Genomic DNA, 19,525 nt, shown 5'->3' on the forward strand with positions numbered 1-19,525 from the left:
GCTCAGTCGTCGTCGCGGTCGTCGTCCTCGTCGTCGTCCCCGTCGTCGTCGAAGCCCTCGAGCTCGTCCCACGGGCCCCAGATCGCGAAGGTCATCCCGTTCGTCGACTGGATGTTGACGAAGAGGGTGTGGCCGTCGGGGCTGAAGGTGGACCCTGCGAACTCGTCGCCGAAGCGCTCCGTTCCTCCGCTGGAGCGCAGCCGGTTGAGGCCGATGTCGAAGATCCGGCCGTCGGGGGTGAGCCCGCGCAGGTAGTTGTCGGCCGGTCCGTCCTCGCACACCACCAGCGTGCCGCCGGAGGAGGTGGTGATGTTGTCGGGCAGCTCCAGCTTCATGTCGTCGGTGGACTGGAAGACGACGCGCAGCGTCTCCTCCTCGGGGTCGTAGGCCCAGACCTGGCCGATGCCGTTGCCGTAGGGGCCGGCCTTGGTGCCGACCTCGGGCTCGCCGCCGCCGTTGGTGGAGGTGAAGTAGATCGTCTCGTCCTCGGGGGAGTAGATCTGGCCCTCGAGGCGGGAGAAGTAGGCAGCGCCCTTGCCCCAGCCCTGGCTGCTGACGTGGGTCAGGGCGGTGTTGTTGGGCGTGCTGGCCGGGCTGCCGGGGGTGTAGGGGTACTCCACGTCCGGCTCGTCGATCTCGACCCACTCGACGTCGTAGACCGTGCCCTGCACCTGGTGGCCCTCGAGGTGGGCGTTGTCGACCCCGCGGACCTTGAGCATGTGGAGCTTGCCCCGGTCGGCGATGTAGCCGTCCTCCATCGGGTCGTTGGGCGGGGTGTAGCGGTAGAAGCCGGAGGCGAACCCGAAGTTGTCCTCGGTGAGGTAGAGGCAGCCGCCCTCGGGGTCGAACGCGACCGCCTCGTGGGCGAATCGCCCGGCGCTCCGGATCGGCCGACGGTTGGACTGGCCGCGTCCGGGGAACCGGCTCGCCGGCACCTCGTAGACGTAGCCGTGACGCTGCTCCAGAGGCACGTTGGAGGTGCCGGTGAAGTCGGGACCGACGTCGGGACCGTTGACCGTCTCCTCGCAGGTGATCCAGGAGCCCCACGGCATGGGCCCTCCGGAGCAGTTCATCATCGTGCCGTTGAGGCTGGTGAAGGAGCGGATCACCTTGCCCTTCTTGGTGACCTGCACGGTCGTCGTGCCGCCACCGGCCATGGCGTCGTAGGGACGCCCGGGGCCGAAGTGATCCTGAGGCTTGTTGACCTCGTGGTTGCGGACCAGCAGCACCGTCTTGCCGGGGCCGTCGAAGGCGGCCATCCCGTCGTGGAAGCCCGGGAGGCTCGTGCCGTCGGTCAGCGTCACCGGCTGCTCGGTGTCGTGGAAGGAGCGGTAGCGGAAGCCCCGCGGCAGGTGCAGCCGCACCACGCCGTCGCGCTTGTCCTTGACCGGCACGAGCCGGGTGGGGTCGGGGTCGGCGTGCGCGGGCGCGGCGACGAGGCCGGCGAACGGCCCGGCGGCGGCGCCGGCGGCAGTGGTCTTCAGCAGGGTGCGACGGTCGAGGGTCATGCTCGGGATCCTCCGGTGTGGGCGGTCACGGTCAGGGGGATCGGGCCAACCTAGCCGCGTCACACCGGAGGGGGAAGGGTCAGGCGCTGACCGGCGTCCGGTCCGGGACCGGCCCGTCGGCCCGGGCGATGCGGCGACCGAGGACCCCGAAGGCGAAGGCCGCGGTCAGGAACACGCTGCCGAGCGAGGTGACCTGCATGACCACGAGGAACGCGAACGGGATGGTCGACACCATCAGGATCGCCGGCAGCGCCGGCCGGAACCGCCTGATCAGCAGCGTCACGCCGAGCACCGTGGTGGTGAGCATCATGAGGAAGAGCGCCGGGAAGCTGATCCACGCGCCGATGGTGAAAAGCGTCGCCTCGATCCCGTTGCCCTCGTAGTCGCCGGACCACTGCGTCCAGTAGTCGAGGAACACCCCGAGCGAGCCGGCGGCGTACGTCGCGATCGCTGCCCACCACGCGCCGCGCTCGAAGCCGCGGGGCTGGCGCCGCCGGTAGACGACCAGCGCGCACAGCGTGACCGCCGCCAGCACCGGGAACCAGACCTTCCCGTAGTGCACGTACACCTGCTCGGGGCTCGCCCAGTCGAGCAGGGGTGACAGCAGGTCGTCGGCGGGCACGGCCCACGCAGCCGTCCACGGGTACTCGTCGGGGTCCACGTCCTTCAGCCCCTCCGGGGTGCGGAAGCGGGCGAGCGCGTGCAGCTGGCCCACGACCAGCCCTACCCACGCCATCACCCACGCGAACGTGCCGACCTGGCGGTCTCGTCCCTGCAACATGTCTCCTCCTCGGTGTCGGGAACCTGGGTCGAGCGTGGCGGCACCCGGGGGTCCGGGTCGTCAGCCCGGGAGTCGGTCCTGCTCTCCACCCTGAGGTGGACGCGGGTGGAAGGGGTTCGCCGTACGCTCCCCTCGTGGAGGAGGGCGCGCGCCCGGGTCGGCGGGACATGTTGGTCCCGGCGGGTCTCGTGGTGCTCGGCACCACGGAGCTGGCCTGGCTCGGGTCGGACGGCTGGGTCCTCGCGGCGGCGCTGGAGGCGCTGGCCGGGGTCGCGCTGGTCTTCCGGCGCACCCACACCTGGCTGGCCGCGCCGGCCGCGGCGCTGCTGCTGATGCTGATGCCGTGGACCGGCACCGCCATGGACGCGGCCGCGACCCCGATCTTCTTCTACGTGCTGGGCATGTACAGCCTGGGTCGCTACCTGCCGTGGCTCGGGGCCGTGCTGGTCGCGCTCGCGACCCTCGGGGTGGTGGCCGTCGACTTCGCCACCAGCCCGGGGAGCCCCGACCCGACCGACGCCGTCTTCGTGCTGGCGCTCGCGGTGCCGCCCTTCGCCTTCGGAAGGATCGGCCAGCGGCTCGCGGACCAGACCCGGCTCCTCGCCGAGCAGGGCGAACAGCTGCGGGACGCCGCGGTGCGGGAGGAGCGCGACCGGATCGCCCGCGAGATGCACGACGTGATCGCTCACTCGATCAGCGCGATGGTGGTGCAGACGGCGGCGGCCCAGGACCTCCTCCGGACCCAGCCCGACCGGGCGGCGCTGCTCCTGGAGCGGGTCGCCGACGCCGGGCGGCAGGCGCTCGCCGAGACCGGCCGGCTGCTCCACCTGGTCCGCGACGACGCCGACGAGCTCGGGCTGCGCCCCGCCCCGGGCCTCGGTGACCTGCCGGAGCTGGTGGCGTCGAGCCGACGGGGCGGGCTCACGCTCGACGCCGAGCTCCGGCTGCCGGACCGCCCGCTGCCGGGTGTCGTCGACGTGACGGCCTACCGCGTGGTGCAGGAGGCGCTGACCAACGCGCAGCGGCACGGCAAGGGCCCGGTGCGGCTGGAGGTCACGGCCGAGGGCGACCGGGTGGTGATCCGCTGCAGCAACGCCGTCAACGGCACGCGGCGGCCGGGCTCCGGCCTGGGTCTCCAGGGCATGGCGGAGCGGGTCGCGCTGGTCGGCGGGACGCTGCGCCGCGAGGCGGGCGAGGACCGCTTCGAGGTCGAGGTCGAGCTGCCGGTGCTGGAGACGGCGCCGTGACGAGCGTGGTGATCGCCGACGACCAGGAGCTGGTGCGGTCGGGCCTCGAGCTGGTGCTGCAGGCCCGCGGCTGCGAGGTGGTCGGTCAGGCCGGTGACGGCCGGGAGGCTGTCGACGTCGTACGCCGCACCGACCCCGACGTGGTCCTCATGGACATCCGGATGCCGGTGATGGACGGGATCGCCGCGACCCGCGAGCTCACGGGGAGCGGGTGCCGCACCCGGGTGCTGGTGCTCACGACGTACGACCTCGACCGCTACGTCTACGACGCGCTCGCCGCCGGGGCCGCCGGGTTCCTGCTGAAGGCGACCCCGCCGGACCGGCTGGTCGAGGGGATCCTCACCGTCTGTGCGGGCGAGGCGCTGCTGGCGCCGAGCCTGACCACCCGGCTGATCGAGTCCTACCTGCAACACCCGCCGGCGCAGGACCGGGCCAGCGGCCCCTTGGCGACCCTGACCGGCCGGGAGCGCCAGGTGCTGGAGCTGATGGCACGGGGGCGGTCCAACGACGAGATCGCCGCTGATCTCGTGGTGGCCGTGGCCACGGTCAAGACCCACGTCAACCGGGTGCTGGCCAAGCTCGGGGTCGCCAGCCGGGTGCAGGCCGTCGTGCTCGCCTACGAGGCCGGTCTGGTCGCGCCTCGCACCTGACCGGGCCCGGGTTTGGGCCCCCGCCGGGCGTGGGGGAAGATGCGCCCCATGTCCCGTGGTGCCTGGTTCCGCCTCCTCCTCGTCATCGGCGTGCTCGCCGGAGCGGGCTGGGTGGCGATGGAGCGCGAGCCGAAGCTGGGTCTGGACCTGCAGGGCGGCGCGCAGTTCGTCTTCGAGGCCCAGAGCACCGAGCAGACCGAGGCGACGCCGGAGAACGTCGACCGCACGCTGGAGGTGCTGCGCGGCCGCGTCGACGCCCTCGGCGTCACCGAGCCGACGCTGGTGCGGCAGGGCGACAACCGGATCCTGGTGGAGCTCCCGGGCATCACCGACGAGGAGGAGGCCGAGGACGCGCGTGAGCAGATCGGGCAGACCGCCCAGCTCAGCGTGCACCCGGTGCTCCGGGTCGTCGCCGACCAGAACGCCGACCCACGCCAGCCGGACAACCTCGTGCTGCCCAGCGACCAGGGCGACACCCTCGAGATGGGCCCCGCCGCGCTCCGGGGTGAGGAGATCACCGGCGCGGAGGCCGCCCAGCCCCAGGACAGCCTGCAGTGGGTCGTCAACGTCGACTTCAACCGTTCCGGCTCCGACGCCTTCGGCGAGCTGTCTGCCGAGGCCGCGTGTGCCCAGGGGGCCCAGAACCGGATCGCCATCGTGCTCGACGACCGGGTCATCTCCTCCCCGGGTGTCGAGGTTCCCTGCGGCGGCAGCATCCGCAACTCGACCCAGATCTCCGGTGACTTCACCGTCGCGGAGGCCCAGGAGCTGTCGGCCCTCATCGAGGGTGGCGCGCTGCCGCTGCCGCTGGAGTCGATCTCCGACCGGCTCGTCGGCCCGACCCTGGGTGACCAGGCCATCGCGGACTCCTTCGAGGCCGGCATCATCGGCCTGATCCTCACCGGCCTGTTCATCACGGTCGTCTACCGCTTCGTCGGCGGTCTCGCGACGCTCGCGCTGGCGTCGTACGCCCTGCTCGCCTACGCGATGCTCGTCGGCCTCGGGTCGACCCTGACGCTCCCGGGTCTCGCGGGCTTCGTGCTCGCCATCGGTCTCGCGATCGACGCCAACGTGCTGGTCTTCGAACGAGCGCGGGAGGAGTATGTCGACGCACCCAAGGCGGGTCTGCGGCAGGCACTGACCATCGGCTTCAACAAGGCCTGGTCGGCGATCATCGACTCCAACATCACGACGCTGCTCGCCGCCGCGCTGCTGTTCCTGCTGGCCTCCGGGCCGGTCAAGGGCTTCGGTGTGACGCTGTCGATCGGTGTCATCGCCTCGATGATCTCGGCGCTGATCATCGCCCGGCTCCTGACGCAGGCGGCGGTGTCGACCCAGGCGCTGGCCCGGCGGCCCAAGTTCGCCGGCCTCGGCTACACCGGCAAGGTGCGCGGCTGGCTCGACCGGAAGAAGCCCGACCTGATGTCGCGCCGCCGGGTGTGGCTGGCGACCTCCGTCGTCGCGCTCGTCGCGGCCATCGGCGGCGTCGTCGGCCCGGGCCTCAGCCTCGGCATCGAGTTCACCGGTGGCCGGACCCTCGACTACTCCGTCTCCGAGGACGTCTCGGTCGACGAGGCCCGCAAGGCGATCGCCGACGCCGGCTTCCCCGAGGCCGTCGTCCAGGGCGCCGACACCGCCGACTTCACCGTCCGGGTCGGCGACATCTCCAACGAGGAGGAGGACCGGATCCAGGCCTCCCTCGAGGACATCGGCGGCACTGTCGAGCAGGTCGACGACCAGCGGATCGGTGCCTCGCTCGGCGACGAGCTGCGCAACCGGGCGCTGCTGGCCTTCGGCATCGCGCTGCTGGCCCAGATGCTCTACCTCGCGATCCGGTTCAAGTGGACCTTCGGCCTCGCGGCCGTGCTGGCGATGTTCCACGACGTGCTGATCGTGGTGGGCCTCTTCGCGTGGCTCGGCAAGCCGATCGACGGCGTCTTCCTCGCCGCGGCGTTGACGATCGTGGGTCTGTCGGTCAACGACAAGGTCGTCGTGTTCGACCGGATTCGCGAGCGCTGGCGGGCCTCGCGGGAGGGCGCCTTCGCCGACATCGCCAACACCGCCTGCCTCGAGACCGTGCCGCGAACCGTCAACACCGGTCTCGGTGCGATGTTCATCCTGGCGGCGCTCGCCTTCCTCGGCGGCGACTCCCTGCAGGACTTCGCGGTCGCCCTGCTGGTCGGTCTGATCATCGGCACCGCGTCCTCGGTGTTCACCGCGACCCCGATCCTGATCTGGCTGCAGGAGCGCTTCCCGATGGCCCGCGAGCAGAAGGTGAAGAAGGCCCGCGACCCCGAGGACTCCGGCGCGGTCGTCTGAGCCCGGACGTGCACCCTCGTGCAGTACGCCGCGGCGCGGTCGTCGCCGTGTTGGTCGGTGCGGGAGCCGTGGCCGGCGGGCTGTCCCTCCGGGGCGCGGACCCCGCGATCTGCGACCGGCTCGCCGACGACGCGGCCCGTCGTGCCGCGCTGGTGACCGGGACCGGCCCCGACCTGCTGGTCGTCGGCGACTCGTGGTCGGTCGCCCCCGACCTCGCCGACCCGGCGGACTCCTGGCCCACCCGGTTGCCGGGGCGCGTGCACGTGGCGGGGTTCTCCGGGAGCGGGTTCAGCCCCGGGGCCAGCGGCTGCGACGGCGTGTCGTTCGCGGCCCAGGCCGCCGAGGCGGAGGTGAGGCCCCGGAGGGTCGTGGTCGCCGGCGGGCTCAACGACGTGGACCAGAGCGACGAGGACATCGAGGCGGGTGTCGCCCGGCTCATCGAGGTGCTGGAGGGGCACGAGGTGGTCGTGGTCGGGCCCGCGGCCGCGCCGAGCCGGGCAGCCGGTGCCGCCCGCGTGGACGCGCTGCTGGCGCGGCTCGCCGACGCCGCCGGGTGGGGCTACGTGTCGACGTACGACTGGGAGCTCGACTACCTCCCGGACGGGCTGCACCTGACCCCGGCGGGCCACCGGGAGTTCGGTGACCGCGTCGCCGAGGCTGTCGGGCCGGCCGCATAGGCTTCGCGGGTGCCGGAGACCGAGACCCAGACGCCGACCACCGTCGGAGGCCTGCTGGGTGCCGCGGTCGCCGCGCTGGGTGGTCAGGAGCGGCCCGGGCAGGTGCAGATGGCCGAGGCCGTGGCGTCGGCGATGGCCGGTGGTGAGCACCTGCTCGTCCAGGCCGGCACCGGCACCGGCAAGTCCCTCGGCTACCTGGTGCCGAGCCTGCTCCACGGCGACCGCGTGGTGGTGGCGACGGCCACGCTCGCGCTCCAGCACCAGCTCGTCGAGCGCGACATCCCGCGGCTCGTCGAGGCGGTGGCCGAGGTCGACCCCGACGTCGACACCAGCCACGCCGTGCTCAAGGGCCGCTCCAACTACGCCTGCCTCCACCGGATCCGGGAGGGCGTTCCCGACGACCAGGGCGCCCTGGTCGACGTGCCCCAGGGGTCGATGGCCCAGAAGGTGCTCGAGCTGCGGGCGTGGGCCGAGGAGCAGGCCGAGAACGGCGGCAGCGGCGAGCGCGACGCGGCACCCCGCCACACCGACCGCGAGTGGCGGCAGGTCAGCGTCGGCCACCGCGACTGCCTCGGCGCGGCCCGGTGCCCCTTCGGGCAGGAGTGCTTCGTCGAGCTGGCCCGCGAGCAGGCCCACCGCAGCCACCTCGTCGTCACCAACCACTCGCTGCTCGCGATCGACGCGATCGAGGGGGTGCCGATGATCCCCGACTACGACGTGGTGGTCGTCGACGAGGCCCACGAGGTCGTCTCGCGGATCACGCAGGCGGCGACCGACGAGCTGGCGCCGTCCGACGTCGACCGGGCGGCCCGACGCTCACAGCGCTACGTCGACGGCTCCGAGGCCGACGACCTGGGCGATGCCGGCGACGCGCTGGCGGCGGCGATCGCGGAGGCCTCGCCGGGGCGGTTCGACACCGTCCCGCAGCAGCTGTCCGACGCGCTGGTGCTGGTGCGCGACGCGGCCCGCGCCTGCCTGTCGGCCTATCCCCGCGAGAGCGACGACGCCGAGGGTGACGCCGGGCGCCAGCAGGCCCGCGGCTCGGTGCAGGAGGTCTTCACCACGGCGGAGCGGATGGCCGCCGACAGCGACGGCGACGTGCTGTGGCTCTCCGAGGCCGGCGAGCGGGTGCCGTCGCGCCTCCACGTCGCCCCGCTGCAGGTGTGGGGGCCGATGCGCGACAAGCTGCTCACCGACAAGACGGTGGTGTTCACCAGCGCCACGCTGCGGCTGGGCGGCGACTTCGGGCCGGTGGCGACCTCGCTGGGGCTCAAGCCCGCCGAGGAGGGCGCCGAGCCGGGTGAGGGTGTCGTCCCCTGGCGCGGCCTCGACGTCGGCTCGCCCTTCGACTACGGCCGCCAGGCGATCCTCTACGTCGCCCGCCACCTGCCGCCGCCCGGGCGCGACGGCCTCGGGCCGGCCCAGCTCGACGAGATCGTCGAGCTGGTCGACGCCGCCGAGGGGCGGACGCTCGGGCTGTTCTCCAGCCGCCGCGGCGCGGAGGCGGCCGCCGCGGCCGTGCGGGAGCGGCTGCCCCACCTGACGACGCTCGCCCAGGGCGAGGCGCAGCTGCCCGAGCTGGCCAAGCAGTTCGTCGGCGACCCCCACACCTGCCTCTTCGGGACCCTGAGCCTGTGGCAGGGGCTCGACGTCCCCGGCGACACCTGCCAGCTGGTGCTCATCGACCGGATCCCCTTCCCGCGGCCCGACGACCCGCTGATGTCCGCGCGCGCCCGGGCCGCCGACCAGGCGGGGCGCAACGGGTTCATGGAGGTCTCCGCGACCCACGCGGCGCTGCTGCTCGCGCAGGGCTCGGGGCGCCTGATCCGCACCACCACCGACAAGGGCGTGGTCGCGCTGCTCGACCCGCGGCTGGTGACCGCGCGCTACGGCTCGTTCCTGCGGGCCAGCCTGCCGCCGATGTGGACCACCACCGACCCGGCGGTCGTCCGGGCCGCGCTGACGCGGCTCAGCGCCGGCTGACCCGACCCGCGCGGGCGGCGCCGAGCCGGAGCAGCAGCTGGGCGGCGGTGTAGGTCGCCATCACGACGGTCTCGCTGCGGGGCGGCGCGTCGCGGAGCACGAAGCGACGCAGACCCAGCACGGCGTCCGAGGTCATGAAGAGCGCGGCCCCGGCGACGCTGAGCCGTCGCGACGACGCCGGCAGCGAGCGGTCGAGCTGGGTGCTGGCGGCGACGGTCCCGGCGAGCAGCGACGAGTAGCCCAGCAGCACGAAGCCCAGGCGGCGGTCCTCGCGGGCCGCGAGGTGCGCCACCCCCGGGGCCGTGAGGAGCCAGAGCGCCGCGACCGGCCGCGGCCCCGGCCGTCCTGCTGGGTCGCGGTGGCGCAGGAAACCGGCCGTGTAGGCGACATGACCGACCGCGAACGACGCCGACCCCCGCTCGAAGTCGCGTGGCCGGTCGCCGAGGAGCGCCACGTCACCGCCCCAGCCGCCCAGCTGGGCGATCAGCGTGGTCGTGCGCAGCGGCGACCCGGTCGCCCGGGGATCGGTTGCCAGCGAGGCGGCCAGGGTCGGCATCAGCAGCGGCTTGGTGGCCCGCCGCAGCCGGTGGGCGGCGGGTCGGCGCGACCCGGCGAGCCAGCTGTCGACGGCTGCGAGACCGGCGTACGCCAGCGTCAGGCGGGTGGAGGTGCGCACGGCCGGAATCTAGTGCTCCCGCGGCCGGTGCGTCAGCGGCGGACGACCCGGGCGCGGTAGGAGGCCCTGCGGAAGTCGTCACGCGGGTTGCCGAGGCAGGCGTAGTCGGCGGAGCCGCCGCCGTCCCAGCAGCTCGTCCGGCGGCTGGCGTTGACCAGCACCAGCTCCACGAACTTGACGGAGTCTGCGCGGAACGGTGCCCGGCCGGTGCCCTCACCGCGCTTCGACAGCTTCAGCGTCCGGTAGACCACGTCGCCGCTGGTCTTCTTGATCATGAGGATCGCCACCGGCGCGCTGGCGCGGCCCGCGAGGTCGACGTCGACGCGCAGCTTCCAGCCCGAGCCGGTGGTGTCGTCGGTGCGGAACCGGGCCGCCTGGTGGGTGAGGTGGTCCAGGGTCGTGCGTCGCAGGCCGCTGTCGCGCTTGGAGCGCCGGAGCTTCATCGACGTGGTCACCCGCGCCTTCTTGTACGCCGACGCGCGTCCCTCCTCGTAGCTGCGGGACGGCTGCCGGTTGGCGGCCGCGAACTCGCCGTAGACGTCGGTGAAGTGGGTGCCCCGGTCCTTGAGCGCCCGCTGGACCGCCTGCGTGGAGTAGGCGTCGGGGTCGCCGGCCCGCCCGCTGAGCTCCTCCCAGATGTCGAGCATGATCGTCGGCAGGGTGCCGGTACCGGTCGCGTCCCAGCGCTGCGTGAGGTACTCGAAGAAGATCCACTGGCCGTAGGGCGCCAGGCCGCCGTCGTACTCGTCGAGCGGCAGCCGCGGCTGCCGGAGCTGGCCGTACTTCAGGTAGAAGCGGTTGTCGTCGACACCGTCGAAGAGCTGCTCCTCGGCCCAGGTGGCCGTGGCCTCCATGATCCAGCCGTCCTCGAAGGCGTCGTAGGCGAACTGGACGGCGTGGAAGTACTCGTGCGCCAGGGTGACCTGCCGGTTCTCGCGCGGGGTGTTGGTGGGGAACTGGCTTCGCCGGAAGTCCTCGTCGATGGCGCAGTAGGCCCACCGGTTCCAGCGTTCCTCGACGGGGTCCGGCTGATCGCTGGTGCAGTAGCCGTAGATGCCCCGGTCGCCGATGTCGCCGAGGTAGATGTCGACCAGGTCGGAGCCGCCACCCTTCGTCCCGTCGGGGTCGGGCCGCCGGTAGCCGGAGCCGGTGTAGGTGTCGTGCACCTGCCGCGTGGTCGTCAGCGTCTCCTCCACGACGTCGGGGACGCCGGCGACGCCGCCGCTGTCGGTCAGGTCCGGCGCGTGGCGGTTGGAGCCGTCGGTGACCCAGTGGACACAGATGACGGCGTCGCAGTGCGACGCGGTCGGCGCGGTCCCGTAGTCGAGGTAGGGGTCACCGCTCCCCGTCGGACGGGCGAGCAGCCGGTCGGCGCGCTCGCGGTCCTCGGGGCCGAGGTCGCCGCGTGTGCGCATCACCTCGTGGAGCAGCATCGTGGCCTGCCGACCCACCAGGGCGGACTGCGTCGGCGCCGCCGAGCGTGACCGGGCGGCGGCGTCCTCGGGGACCAGGGCGAGCGCCGCGTCGAGCGCCGCCTCGGCCTCCGCGCGGGCGACCGGGCCGGCGGTCGCGGGGTCGCCCTTGCCGACGGGGTCGGCGACGGCCCCCGGGGCGAGCGGGGTGGCCAGCAGCACGGCAGCCAGCACCGTGACGATCGGAGCGCGCAAGGGGAGTCCCGAGGGGGAGTCGTGACAGGACGTCACAGACGGTACGGGGCCGGGTGCCACCGCGCCACTCGAACGGCGGTTTGTGGCTCAGAGCCGGCTGGTGCCGTCGTACCCGCCCCGTGGCCCGCCGACGCCGAAGAACCGCGACAGGGTGGGGGCGACGTCCATCGTCCGCGCCCTGCCCCGCGAGCTTCCCCGCGGCACCCGCGGGTGCCCGCCGCTGAGGAAGAACGGGATGGGGCGGGTGACCGGGTGGCCGTGGTTGCCGGGGATGGGGTTGTTCTGCGGCGCCTCGCTGAACCGGCGGCCCGGCTCGCAGAACAGGACCACGTCGCCGGCCTCCGGGCCTAGCCGCAGCGAGCGGCGGGTCCGGGGGTGGGCCCGGAGCACGCCGTCGACCGACAGCGCGGCGCGCCGCATCCGCGTGACTGCCGCGTCGCGCTCGCTGTCGGGGCCGAGCCAGTAGAGGAGCTCCGCGCCGCCGTTCTCGGCGATGGCGACCTTGCCGGCCAGCAGCGGGTCGGCCTCGAGCGCGGGTCCGACCGCCACCCGGGCGTCGGGGAGGGACCAGTCCATCGAGTGGTCGGCGAGCACCACGACGAGGGAGTGCTCCCACCGGCCGCTGGACCGCAGCTCCTGGACCAGGCGCGCCACCTGCGCGTCGGTGTCGGCGAGGGCGGCGCGGCGGGCCGCCTGCACGGGGGTCGGGCCGGTCTCGTCGGAGTGGCCCATCCGGTCGATGTCGCCGAGGTTGACGAAGACCATGTTGGGGTCGTGGTCCTCGATCATCGACAGGGTGGCGTCCATGGTGGCCGCGTCCGGCACGTGGCCCGAGACGGGGATGTAGCCCTGGGGCACCCAGCGGTAGGTGGCGCGCTTCCCGAAGATGCCGACCAGGTAGTCCTTGCTGAGCACGGTCGCGGTGGTGAACCCCGCCTTGTTGAGTCGCTGGATCACCGTGCTGCTGCGCAGGTCACGCGGCTGGTCGAGGGTGCGGGTGTCGCCGAGCCTGCGGTCGTAGATCGCGTTGGCGGGGACGCCGGTGCGGTCCGGCCGCAGCCCGGTCATCATCATCACGTGGTTGGGGATCGTCTCCATCACCGGCAACGACGTGGCCCGCGGGAAGTTCATCCCGCCGTTGCGCAGCCCCGCCAGGGTGGGGGTGAGCACCGGGGTGATCTCGTCGGGTCGGCAGCCGTCGACCACCAGCACGTAGGCGCGCTTCGGGCCGCGGGGGCCGGGCGTGGCGGCGTACCCGTCGGGCAGGGCGGCGGTCGCGAACACCGCTCCCGCGCTGGTGGTGACGAAGGCGCGGCGGCTCAGCCGGGCGTTCACGCGCCACCCCCGAGCGGCTCGTCGACCTGCTCGAGCCGGTTGCTGCCGGCCAGGCTGCGGTACGACGTCTCCCAGGCGATGCCGGCGGCGGGGTCGTTCCGCTCGCCGGTGAGGATGAACCAGTCCATCTGTGCCCTCTCGGCGGTCAGGTCGAGCACGGAGAACCCGTGGTCGTCGAAGTTCAGGTAGCGGACGTGCCGGTTGTTGGCCTTGATCGACTCCTCGATGCCCTCGCTCGTCGCGCCCGAGGGGTCACCGGTGATGTCCTTGAGGTTGTTGGAGGTCACCGAGCTGCACACCAGCTCGACACCCGCGGTCTGCCGGTCGGGGTCCTCGTAGGCGTAGGTGCCGGCGTCCAGGGGCAGCTCGCACGCCCAGCCGGAGTGGATGTCGCCGGTCACGAAGAGCACGTCGGTGATGCCGTCGTCGCGGATGTAGCCGAAGACCCGGTCGCGGTCGGCGGTGTAGCCGTCCCACTGGTCGGTGTTGTAGGGGGCGCCGTCCTCGGGCAGCAGGCCGGTGACGTCGTTGACCTGGCCGGTCGCCTCGTCGGGCAGGTCCCCGAAGTCGACCGGCGCGATCATCACCGGGTTGCCGACGACCTTCCACTGCGCGCGCTTGCGGGACAGCGCGCCGAGCAGCCAGCGGCGCTGGGGCGCTCCGGTGATGGTCCGGTCGGGGTCGCTGACCTCGCCGTCCGGCTCGGGCGCCGGCGGGGCGGCCTGCTCGACCTGCTTGTCGCGGTAGGTCCGCAGGTCGAGCATCGAGATCTCGGCGAGCCGGCCGAAGGCGAGCCGCCGGAAGAGCCGGGTGCCGTCGCGCAGGTCGGCGGTGCCGTCCATCCGGACCGGCATCCACTCGTCGAAGGCGCGGTGGGCGCGGGCCCGGCGCCGCCGGTAGCTCCCCTCGCTGGCGTCGTGGTTCTCGGCGCCGTCGCGCCACTGGTCGTTGGTGACCTCGTGGTCGTCCCAGGTGATGATCCAGGGGTACTTCGCGTGCAGCCGCTGCGCGTCGGGGTCGGTCTTGTACTGGGCGTGGCGCCGCCGGTAGTCCGACAGCGAGACCATCTCGCGCGGCGGGTCGTGCGGCCGGACGTCCTCGTCGTCCTTGCCGTAGCCGTACTGGCCGGGCGCGTACTCGTAGAGGTAGTCGCCGAGGTGGAGCACGCCGTGCAGGTCGTCGCGGTCGGCGAGGTGGCGGTAGACGCTGAACCAGCCGGCCTGCAGGTTGGCGCACGAGACGACGCCGAAGCGCAGGTTGCCCGGCCTGGCGCGTCGCCCGGGCGCGGTCCGGGTGCGGCCGACCTGGCTGTGCACGCCGTCCCACGTGAAGCGGTAGTGGTACCAGCGAGCCGGCTTCAGGCCGGTGACGTCGACCTTGACGGTGTGGTCGCGGCCGGGGCCGGTGGCGAAGCTGCCGCGGCGTACGACGTTGGCGAAGGCCCGGTCGGTCGCCACCTCCCACAGCACCTGAACCCGGGGGCCGCGGCCGCTGCCGGGGCTGGCCTGGGCGGTCGGGGTGACTCGGGTCCAGATCACGACCGAGCGGGGCCGCGGGTCGCCGGAGGCGACGCCGTGGGCGAAGACGGTGTCGCGGCGGCGTTCGCTCGCGGCGGTGGCTCCGTGGGGGAGCCCGACGGCCGCGGCGCCCGCGGCGGTGGCTCCCGTGGCCAGGACGGTACGACGGGGCAGAACAGGCGTGCTCACGTGACGGGTCCCTCCGCTGACGTCACGACACCCGAGCCGGCCGCGGTGAACCACGAGGCGTCGTGGTGCACGCCGGTGTCGGGGTCAGTCTTGTCCTCGACGACGAAGTAGTCCATCTGTGCCCGCTCCGGGGTGACGTCGAGCACCGAGTAGCCGTGGTCGTCGAAGTTGACGTACTTGATGTGCCGGTTGTTGGCCATCAGCCCGGCCTCGATCGCGCGGGTGGCGGTCCGCGGGGGTGCGCCGGTGATGTCGTCGATGTTGTCGGAGGTCACCGAGGTGCAGACGAACTCCACGCCGGCGGTGCCGCCGAGCGGGTAGGCGCCGGGGTCCAGCGGCAGGTCGCTGGCCCAGCCCGAGTGGATGTCGCCGGTGAGGAAGACGGTGTCGGTGACCTCGTGGTCGGCGATGTGGGCGAAGAGCTCGCGGCGGTCGGCGGTGTAGCCGTCCCACTGGTCGGTGTTGAAGGGGGCCCCGTCGGAGGGGTGCTCGCCGGTCACCTGGTCGATCAGCCTCACGGTGTCCTCGGGCAGCTGCGCCATCGACAGCGGCGCGATCATCACCGAGTTGCCGATCAGCTTCCACTGGGCGCTGTCGCGGACGACGGAGTCCTTGAGCCAGGCCATCTGCTGCACCCCGGTGATGGTGCGGTCGGGGTCGTCGGCCTCGGCCTGCACCTGCGGCGCCGGGAACGGCGCTGCGGTCTCGACCATCTTGTCCCGGTAGGTCCGCAGGTCGAGCATGGAGATCTCCGCGAGGGCCCCCCAGCGCAGCCGGCGGAAGAGCCGGGACCCGTCGCGCAGGTCGGCGGTGCCGTTCATCCGCACCGGCATCCACTCGTCGTAGGCCCGGTGGGCCCGGGCGCGACGCCGCCGGTAGCCACCCTCGCCCTCGTCGTGGTTCTCGGCGCCGTCCTTCCAGCTGTCGTTGGTGACCTCGTGGTCGTCCCAGGTCACCACGAACGGCACCCGGGCGTGCAGGGCCGCGAGGTGCGGGTCGCTCTTGTGCAGCGCGTGGCGCTGCCGGTAGTCGCCGAGGCTGACGATCTCGTGGGCCGGGTGGTGCTGGCGCACGGCCGACTCGTCGGCGCCGTACTCGTAGAGGTAGTCGCCGAGGTGGAGCACCGCATCGAGGTCGTCTCGGTCGGCGAGGTGGCGGTACGCCGCGAAGTGGCCCGCCTCCCAGTGGGAGCACGAGACGACGCCGACCCGGAGCCGCTCGGCCGCGGCGCCGTCGGCCGGGGCGGTGCGGGTGCGGCCGACCGGGCTGCGCACGCCGTCCCAGGTGAACCGGTAGAAGTACCAGGTGTCGGGGTCGAGCCCGGTCACGTCGACCTTGACGGTGTGGTCGCGGCCCCGGCCAGTGGCGAACGTGCCGCTGCGGACGACGTCGCGGAACCTCGGGTCGGTGGCGACCTCCCAGCCGACCTCGATCCGCGGGCCGCGGCCGCTGCCGGGGGTGGCCTGCGCGGTCGGGGTGACGCGGGTCCAGATCAGGACGGCGTCGGGGAGCGGGTCGCCGGAGGCGACACCGTGGGCGAAGACGCGGTCGCGGCGGCCGCCGCGACGGGCCGCGGCGGTCGTGGGCAGGCCGACGGCCGAGACGCCGGCGGCGGTCGCGCCGGTCGCGAGGACGGTGCGGCGGGGCAGGGCGGGAGTGCTCACGTGAGGTTCCAACGACGGGCCGGCTGCCCGGTGACGCGTGACGCTGACGACGTCACCGACCGTTCACGGCGCATTCACGCGGGCGGCTACGTCGCGGGCCGCACCAGCCCGGACTCGTAGGCGAGCACGACCGCCTGCACGCGGTCGCGGACGCCGAGCTTCATCAGCACCCGGGCGACGTGGGTCTTCACGGTGTTCTCGGAGACGAACAGCTCGCCGGCGATCTCGGCGTTGGAACGGCCCCGGGCGACCAGCCGCAGCACCTCCTGCTCCCGCTCGGTCAGGGCGCCCAGGTCGACCGTGCTGCGCGGGGCCCGCTGGGAGAACTCCGCGATGAGGCGCCGGGTGACCGACGGCGCGAAGAGCGAGCCACCCTCGGCCACGACCCGGATCGCGGTCACGAGCCGCTCCTCGGGCGCGTCCTTGAGCAGGAAGCCGCTGGCACCGGCCCGCAGCGCGTCGTACACCACTTCGTCGAGGTCGAAGGTCGTCAGCACCAGGACCCGGGGCGGGTCGGGGAGCGCGGTGACGGCGCGGGTCGCCTCGATGCCGTCGACGCCGGGCATCCGGACGTCCATGAGGACGACGTCGGGGGCGAGCTCGGCACAGGCGTCGATCGCGGCCCGACCGTCGGCGGCCTCGCCGACCACCTCGAGGTCGGGCTCGGTGCCGAGGATCATCCGCAGGCCGGTGCGCACCAGCGGCTGGTCGTCGGCCAGCAGCACCCGGATCGTCGCGGGGTCGGTCACGTGAGCTCCAGTGCGTAGGGCAGGCGGGCCCGGATCCGGTACCCGCCGTCGGGTCCGGGCCCGGCCTCGACGGCGCCCCCGACCACCGAGACGCGCTCGCGGATCCCGATCAGGCCGTGGCCGCCGCGGGGGGCCCCGAGCGGGCCGGGGATGCCGTCGTCGGACACGGTGACGACCAGCTCGTCCGCGGAGTAGTCGAGCCGCACGGTGGCCCGCGCGTCGGCGGCGTGCTTGAGCACGTTGGTCAGCGCCTCCTGGACGATCCGGTAGGCCGAGAGGTCGACGCCGGGCGGCAGGTCGCGCCGGGTGCCGGTGACCTCGACGTCGACGGGTACGCCGCTGTCGCGGACGTGGTCGACGAGCCGGTCGAGGTGGGCCAGCGAGGGCTGCGGCGCCCGGTCGCCGTCGGCGGTGTGCAAGCCGTCGGGCTCGGTGTCGCGGAGGACGGCGAGCAGTCGGCGCATGTCGCCCAGCGCGGCGGCGTTGGTCTGCTCGATCGCGTCCAGGGCCCGGCGTACCGCTTCGGGGTCGGCGTCCATCGCCCGGCGTGCGCCGCGGGCCTGGAGCACGGTGACCGAGATGGCGTGGGCGACCACGTCGTGGAGCTCGCGGGCGATCCGCGCCCGCTCCTCGGCGACCGCCTGCTCCTGCTCCCGGCGGAGCGCCTCGTTCTCCGCGTTGAGCTGGGCCTCACGGTCCTGCCGCAGTCGCAGCGTGAAGCCGGCCGCCCACGGTGCCCCCACGAAGCCGAGCAGGAACGCGATGTCGCCGAGGTCGGTCTGCTGCCACCCACCCTCGCTCTGCACGAACCTCGCCATCACGACCAGCAGCGCCACGCCGCCGAGCCAGGCCTCGACCCCGCGGGCGTGCCGACCCAGTGAGTAGAGGGAGACGAAGAAGGCGATCACCAGGGCGGAGGAGTCGTTGTCGAAGCCCGGCTGCGCGACCGTCAGCAGGTTCAGACCCAGCATCACGAGCACGAACGACGCCAGCGGGCTGCGGCGGCGCAGGGCCAGCGGCAGCGTCATGACCAGCGCCCACAGCACGGCGGTGGCCAGGCCGGCCTCGACCCAGGCGACCACCTCCGCGACGGCGATCATCGCCAGGACCACGGCGAGGACGGCGTCGCCGTACCTCTCGCGGGCGGAGCGCAGGTCCATGACGCCACGGTAGGGCCAGCCGGGCCACCCGGGAGTCACTCCCGAGGATGACCTGCGGGTCACCCGGGCCGTGCCCGACAACCACTCCGCAGCGTGACGACCCGCTAGTGCCCGACGCCGAAGACTGCTGTGCAACCAGCTCCGGACGAGAGGACCCACCATGACCACCCTGACCCGCACCCCGAGCACCACCATCACGACCGGCACCGTCGCCGGAATCGGCGCCGCCACCTGTGCCGTCGCGCTCACCCTGACCACGCTCTTCGCCCACGACTGGGCCGAGGTCGCGACCGTCGCGCCTGTCATCGTCGTCGCCGGCGCGATCGTCTACGGCCTGGTCGTGCCGCGGGCGCTGCGACGGGACAGCCAGGGAGGAGCGGCGCTGGTGCTGGCCGTGCTCGCCGCGCTCGTGGTCGTTCCGGCGTTCTGGAGCGGCTTGCCGCTCGTGCTCGGTGTCGCGGCCATGGTGCTCGGGAACGCCGGCCGACGTTCCCGGGAGGGCGCGGGCACGGCGATCGCCGGGTTGGTGCTGAGCACGCTCGCGGTCCTCTTCTACGGCTGGATCTACGTCAGCGAGGGCCTGCAGGGGATGGCCGGGCTGCCCGGCTGAGAGACGCAGCGACGCCCGGTCCGACCATGGGGGAGCCGGACCGGGCGTCGAGGTGCGCTGCGTCAGACCCGGCGGAGCACCGCCGTGACCTTGCCGAGGATCGTGGCGTGGGTGCCGTCGATCGGCTCGTAGGCCTCGTTGTGGGGGAGCAGCCAGACCTGGCCGCCCTTCTTCTGGAACGTCTTGACGGTGGCCTCGCCGTCGATCATCGCGGCCACGATGTCGCCGTTGTCGGCGGTGGGCTGCTGACGGATCACGACGTAGTCGCCGTGGCAGATCGCGGCGTCGACCATCGAGTCACCGGAGACCTCGAGCAGGAACAGCTGGCCCTCGCCGACGAGCTGCTTGGGCAGCGGGAAGACGTCCTCGACGCGCTCCTCGGCCAGGATCGGGCCACCGGCCGCGATCCGGCCGACCACCGGCACGTTGGTGGCGGTCGGGGCGGCGTCGCCGATGCCGGTCTCGTCAACCGAGCTCTCCTCGAAGCCGCCGAGGCTGCGCCGGGCGGCCATCACCTCGGGCAGGAACACCTCGAGCGCGCGCGGCCGCTTGGGGTCGCGGCGGATGAAGCCCTTCTCCTCCAGCGTCTTGAGCTGGTGGGCGACGCTGCTGGAGCTGGTCAGCCCCACGGCCTCACCGATCTCGCGCATGCTGGGCGGGTAGCCCCGCTTCTCGATCGAGTCCTTGATGGTGGCCAGCACCTTCTGCTGCCGGGGGGTGAGCCCGGTGGCGTCGGGCGGGCCGTCGGGCAGCTCCGAGACCTTCTTCTGCGGCATGAGGGCAGCGTGCCACG

The 19,525-nt window shown here is 73.3% G+C and carries 16 protein-coding genes; 6 read left to right on the forward strand and 10 right to left on the reverse strand.

The window, feature by feature from the left end; genetic code table 11:
• Window positions 1–2: 2 nt before the first annotated feature.
• Together K6T13_RS02890 and K6T13_RS02895 are read right to left on the reverse strand one after the other, a co-directional pair.
• Entirely contained in the window at window positions 3–1,508 is a 1,506-nt protein-coding gene (locus K6T13_RS02890) for a PhoX family protein (RefSeq protein WP_222896833.1), read from the reverse strand.
• Window positions 1,509–1,587: 79 nt separating this feature from the next.
• Window positions 1,588–2,289 (reverse strand): hypothetical protein, encoded by a 702-nt coding sequence (locus K6T13_RS02895; RefSeq protein WP_222896837.1) that lies wholly within the window; start codon window positions 2,287–2,289, stop codon window positions 1,588–1,590.
• Window positions 2,290–2,423: 134 nt separating this feature from the next.
• Between K6T13_RS02895 and K6T13_RS17560 the strand changes: the two genes are divergently transcribed.
• The 5 genes from K6T13_RS17560 to K6T13_RS02920 are packed head-to-tail and all read left to right on the forward strand — an operon-like array spanning window position 2,424 to window position 9,165.
• On the forward strand, window positions 2,424–3,536 hold the full coding sequence (locus K6T13_RS17560) for a sensor histidine kinase (protein ID WP_222896842.1): 1,113 nt from the start codon (window positions 2,424–2,426) through the stop codon (window positions 3,534–3,536).
• The gene (locus K6T13_RS02905) at window positions 3,533–4,186 is read left to right on the forward strand and encodes a response regulator transcription factor (RefSeq protein ID WP_222896845.1); all 654 of its coding nucleotides are present in this window, start codon (window positions 3,533–3,535) and stop codon (window positions 4,184–4,186) included. Before K6T13_RS17560 ends, K6T13_RS02905 begins: the two co-directional genes overlap by 4 nt.
• Window positions 4,187–4,234: 48 nt before the next feature.
• Window positions 4,235–6,505 carry a protein translocase subunit SecD gene (gene secD / locus K6T13_RS02910; protein ID WP_222896849.1) on the forward strand — a complete coding sequence of 757 codons (2,271 nt, stop codon included), beginning with the start codon at window positions 4,235–4,237 and terminating at the stop codon, window positions 6,503–6,505.
• An 8-nt stretch (window positions 6,506–6,513) separates the two neighbouring features.
• The gene (locus tag K6T13_RS02915) at window positions 6,514–7,182 is read left to right on the forward strand and encodes an SGNH/GDSL hydrolase family protein (protein ID WP_222896853.1); all 669 of its coding nucleotides are present in this window, start codon (window positions 6,514–6,516) and stop codon (window positions 7,180–7,182) included.
• Window positions 7,183–7,191: 9 nt separating this feature from the next.
• Window positions 7,192–9,165 carry an ATP-dependent DNA helicase gene (locus K6T13_RS02920; protein ID WP_222896858.1) on the forward strand — a complete coding sequence of 658 codons (1,974 nt, stop codon included), beginning with the start codon at window positions 7,192–7,194 and terminating at the stop codon, window positions 9,163–9,165.
• On the opposite strand, the gene K6T13_RS02925 is transcribed toward K6T13_RS02920, so the two are convergent.
• From K6T13_RS02925 to K6T13_RS02955, 7 genes are all read right to left on the reverse strand, one after another.
• Window positions 9,152–9,841, reverse strand: coding sequence for a lysoplasmalogenase (locus tag K6T13_RS02925; protein WP_222896861.1), 690 nt, complete (start codon window positions 9,839–9,841; stop codon window positions 9,152–9,154). The genes K6T13_RS02920 and K6T13_RS02925 overlap by 14 nt on opposite strands.
• A 32-nt stretch (window positions 9,842–9,873) precedes the next feature.
• A complete protein-coding gene (locus K6T13_RS02930) occupies window positions 9,874–11,508 on the reverse strand; it encodes an MXAN_6640 family putative metalloprotease (protein WP_222896865.1) in 1,635 nt (544 codons plus the stop codon).
• Between the two features lie 87 nt (window positions 11,509–11,595).
• Complete coding sequence (locus tag K6T13_RS02935) at window positions 11,596–12,843, reverse strand: alkaline phosphatase family protein (RefSeq protein ID WP_249423905.1); 1,248 nt, start codon at window positions 12,841–12,843, stop codon at window positions 11,596–11,598.
• Window positions 12,840–14,549, reverse strand: a complete 1,710-nt coding sequence (locus tag K6T13_RS02940) for an alkaline phosphatase D family protein (protein ID WP_249423906.1) — start codon at window positions 14,547–14,549, stop codon at window positions 12,840–12,842. Before K6T13_RS02940 ends, K6T13_RS02935 begins: the two co-directional genes overlap by 4 nt.
• Window positions 14,546–16,213 (reverse strand): alkaline phosphatase D family protein, encoded by a 1,668-nt coding sequence (locus tag K6T13_RS02945; RefSeq protein ID WP_249423907.1) that lies wholly within the window; start codon window positions 16,211–16,213, stop codon window positions 14,546–14,548. The genes K6T13_RS02940 and K6T13_RS02945 overlap by 4 nt, the downstream gene beginning before the upstream one ends.
• Before the next feature lie 86 nt (window positions 16,214–16,299).
• Window positions 16,300–16,962, reverse strand: coding sequence for a response regulator (locus K6T13_RS02950; protein WP_222896871.1), 663 nt, complete (start codon window positions 16,960–16,962; stop codon window positions 16,300–16,302).
• Window positions 16,959–18,122, reverse strand: a complete 1,164-nt coding sequence (locus K6T13_RS02955) for a sensor histidine kinase (RefSeq protein ID WP_222896874.1) — start codon at window positions 18,120–18,122, stop codon at window positions 16,959–16,961. The genes K6T13_RS02950 and K6T13_RS02955 overlap by 4 nt, the downstream gene beginning before the upstream one ends.
• Before the next feature lie 160 nt (window positions 18,123–18,282).
• Here K6T13_RS02955 and K6T13_RS02960 point away from each other — a divergent pair, with 160 nt between their 5' ends.
• The gene (locus K6T13_RS02960; protein ID WP_222896883.1) at window positions 18,283–18,732 is read left to right on the forward strand and encodes a hypothetical protein; all 450 of its coding nucleotides are present in this window, start codon (window positions 18,283–18,285) and stop codon (window positions 18,730–18,732) included.
• A gap of 62 nt (window positions 18,733–18,794) precedes the next feature.
• Here the strand turns inward: K6T13_RS02960 and lexA are convergent, their stop codons facing one another.
• Entirely contained in the window at window positions 18,795–19,508 is a 714-nt protein-coding gene (gene lexA / locus K6T13_RS02965; RefSeq protein WP_222896891.1) for a transcriptional repressor LexA, read from the reverse strand.
• Between the last annotated feature and the right edge of the window lie 17 nt (window positions 19,509–19,525).

Source organism: Nocardioides coralli, from assembly GCF_019880385.1.
Classification (GTDB): Bacteria; Actinomycetota; Actinomycetes; order Propionibacteriales; family Nocardioidaceae; genus Nocardioides; species Nocardioides coralli.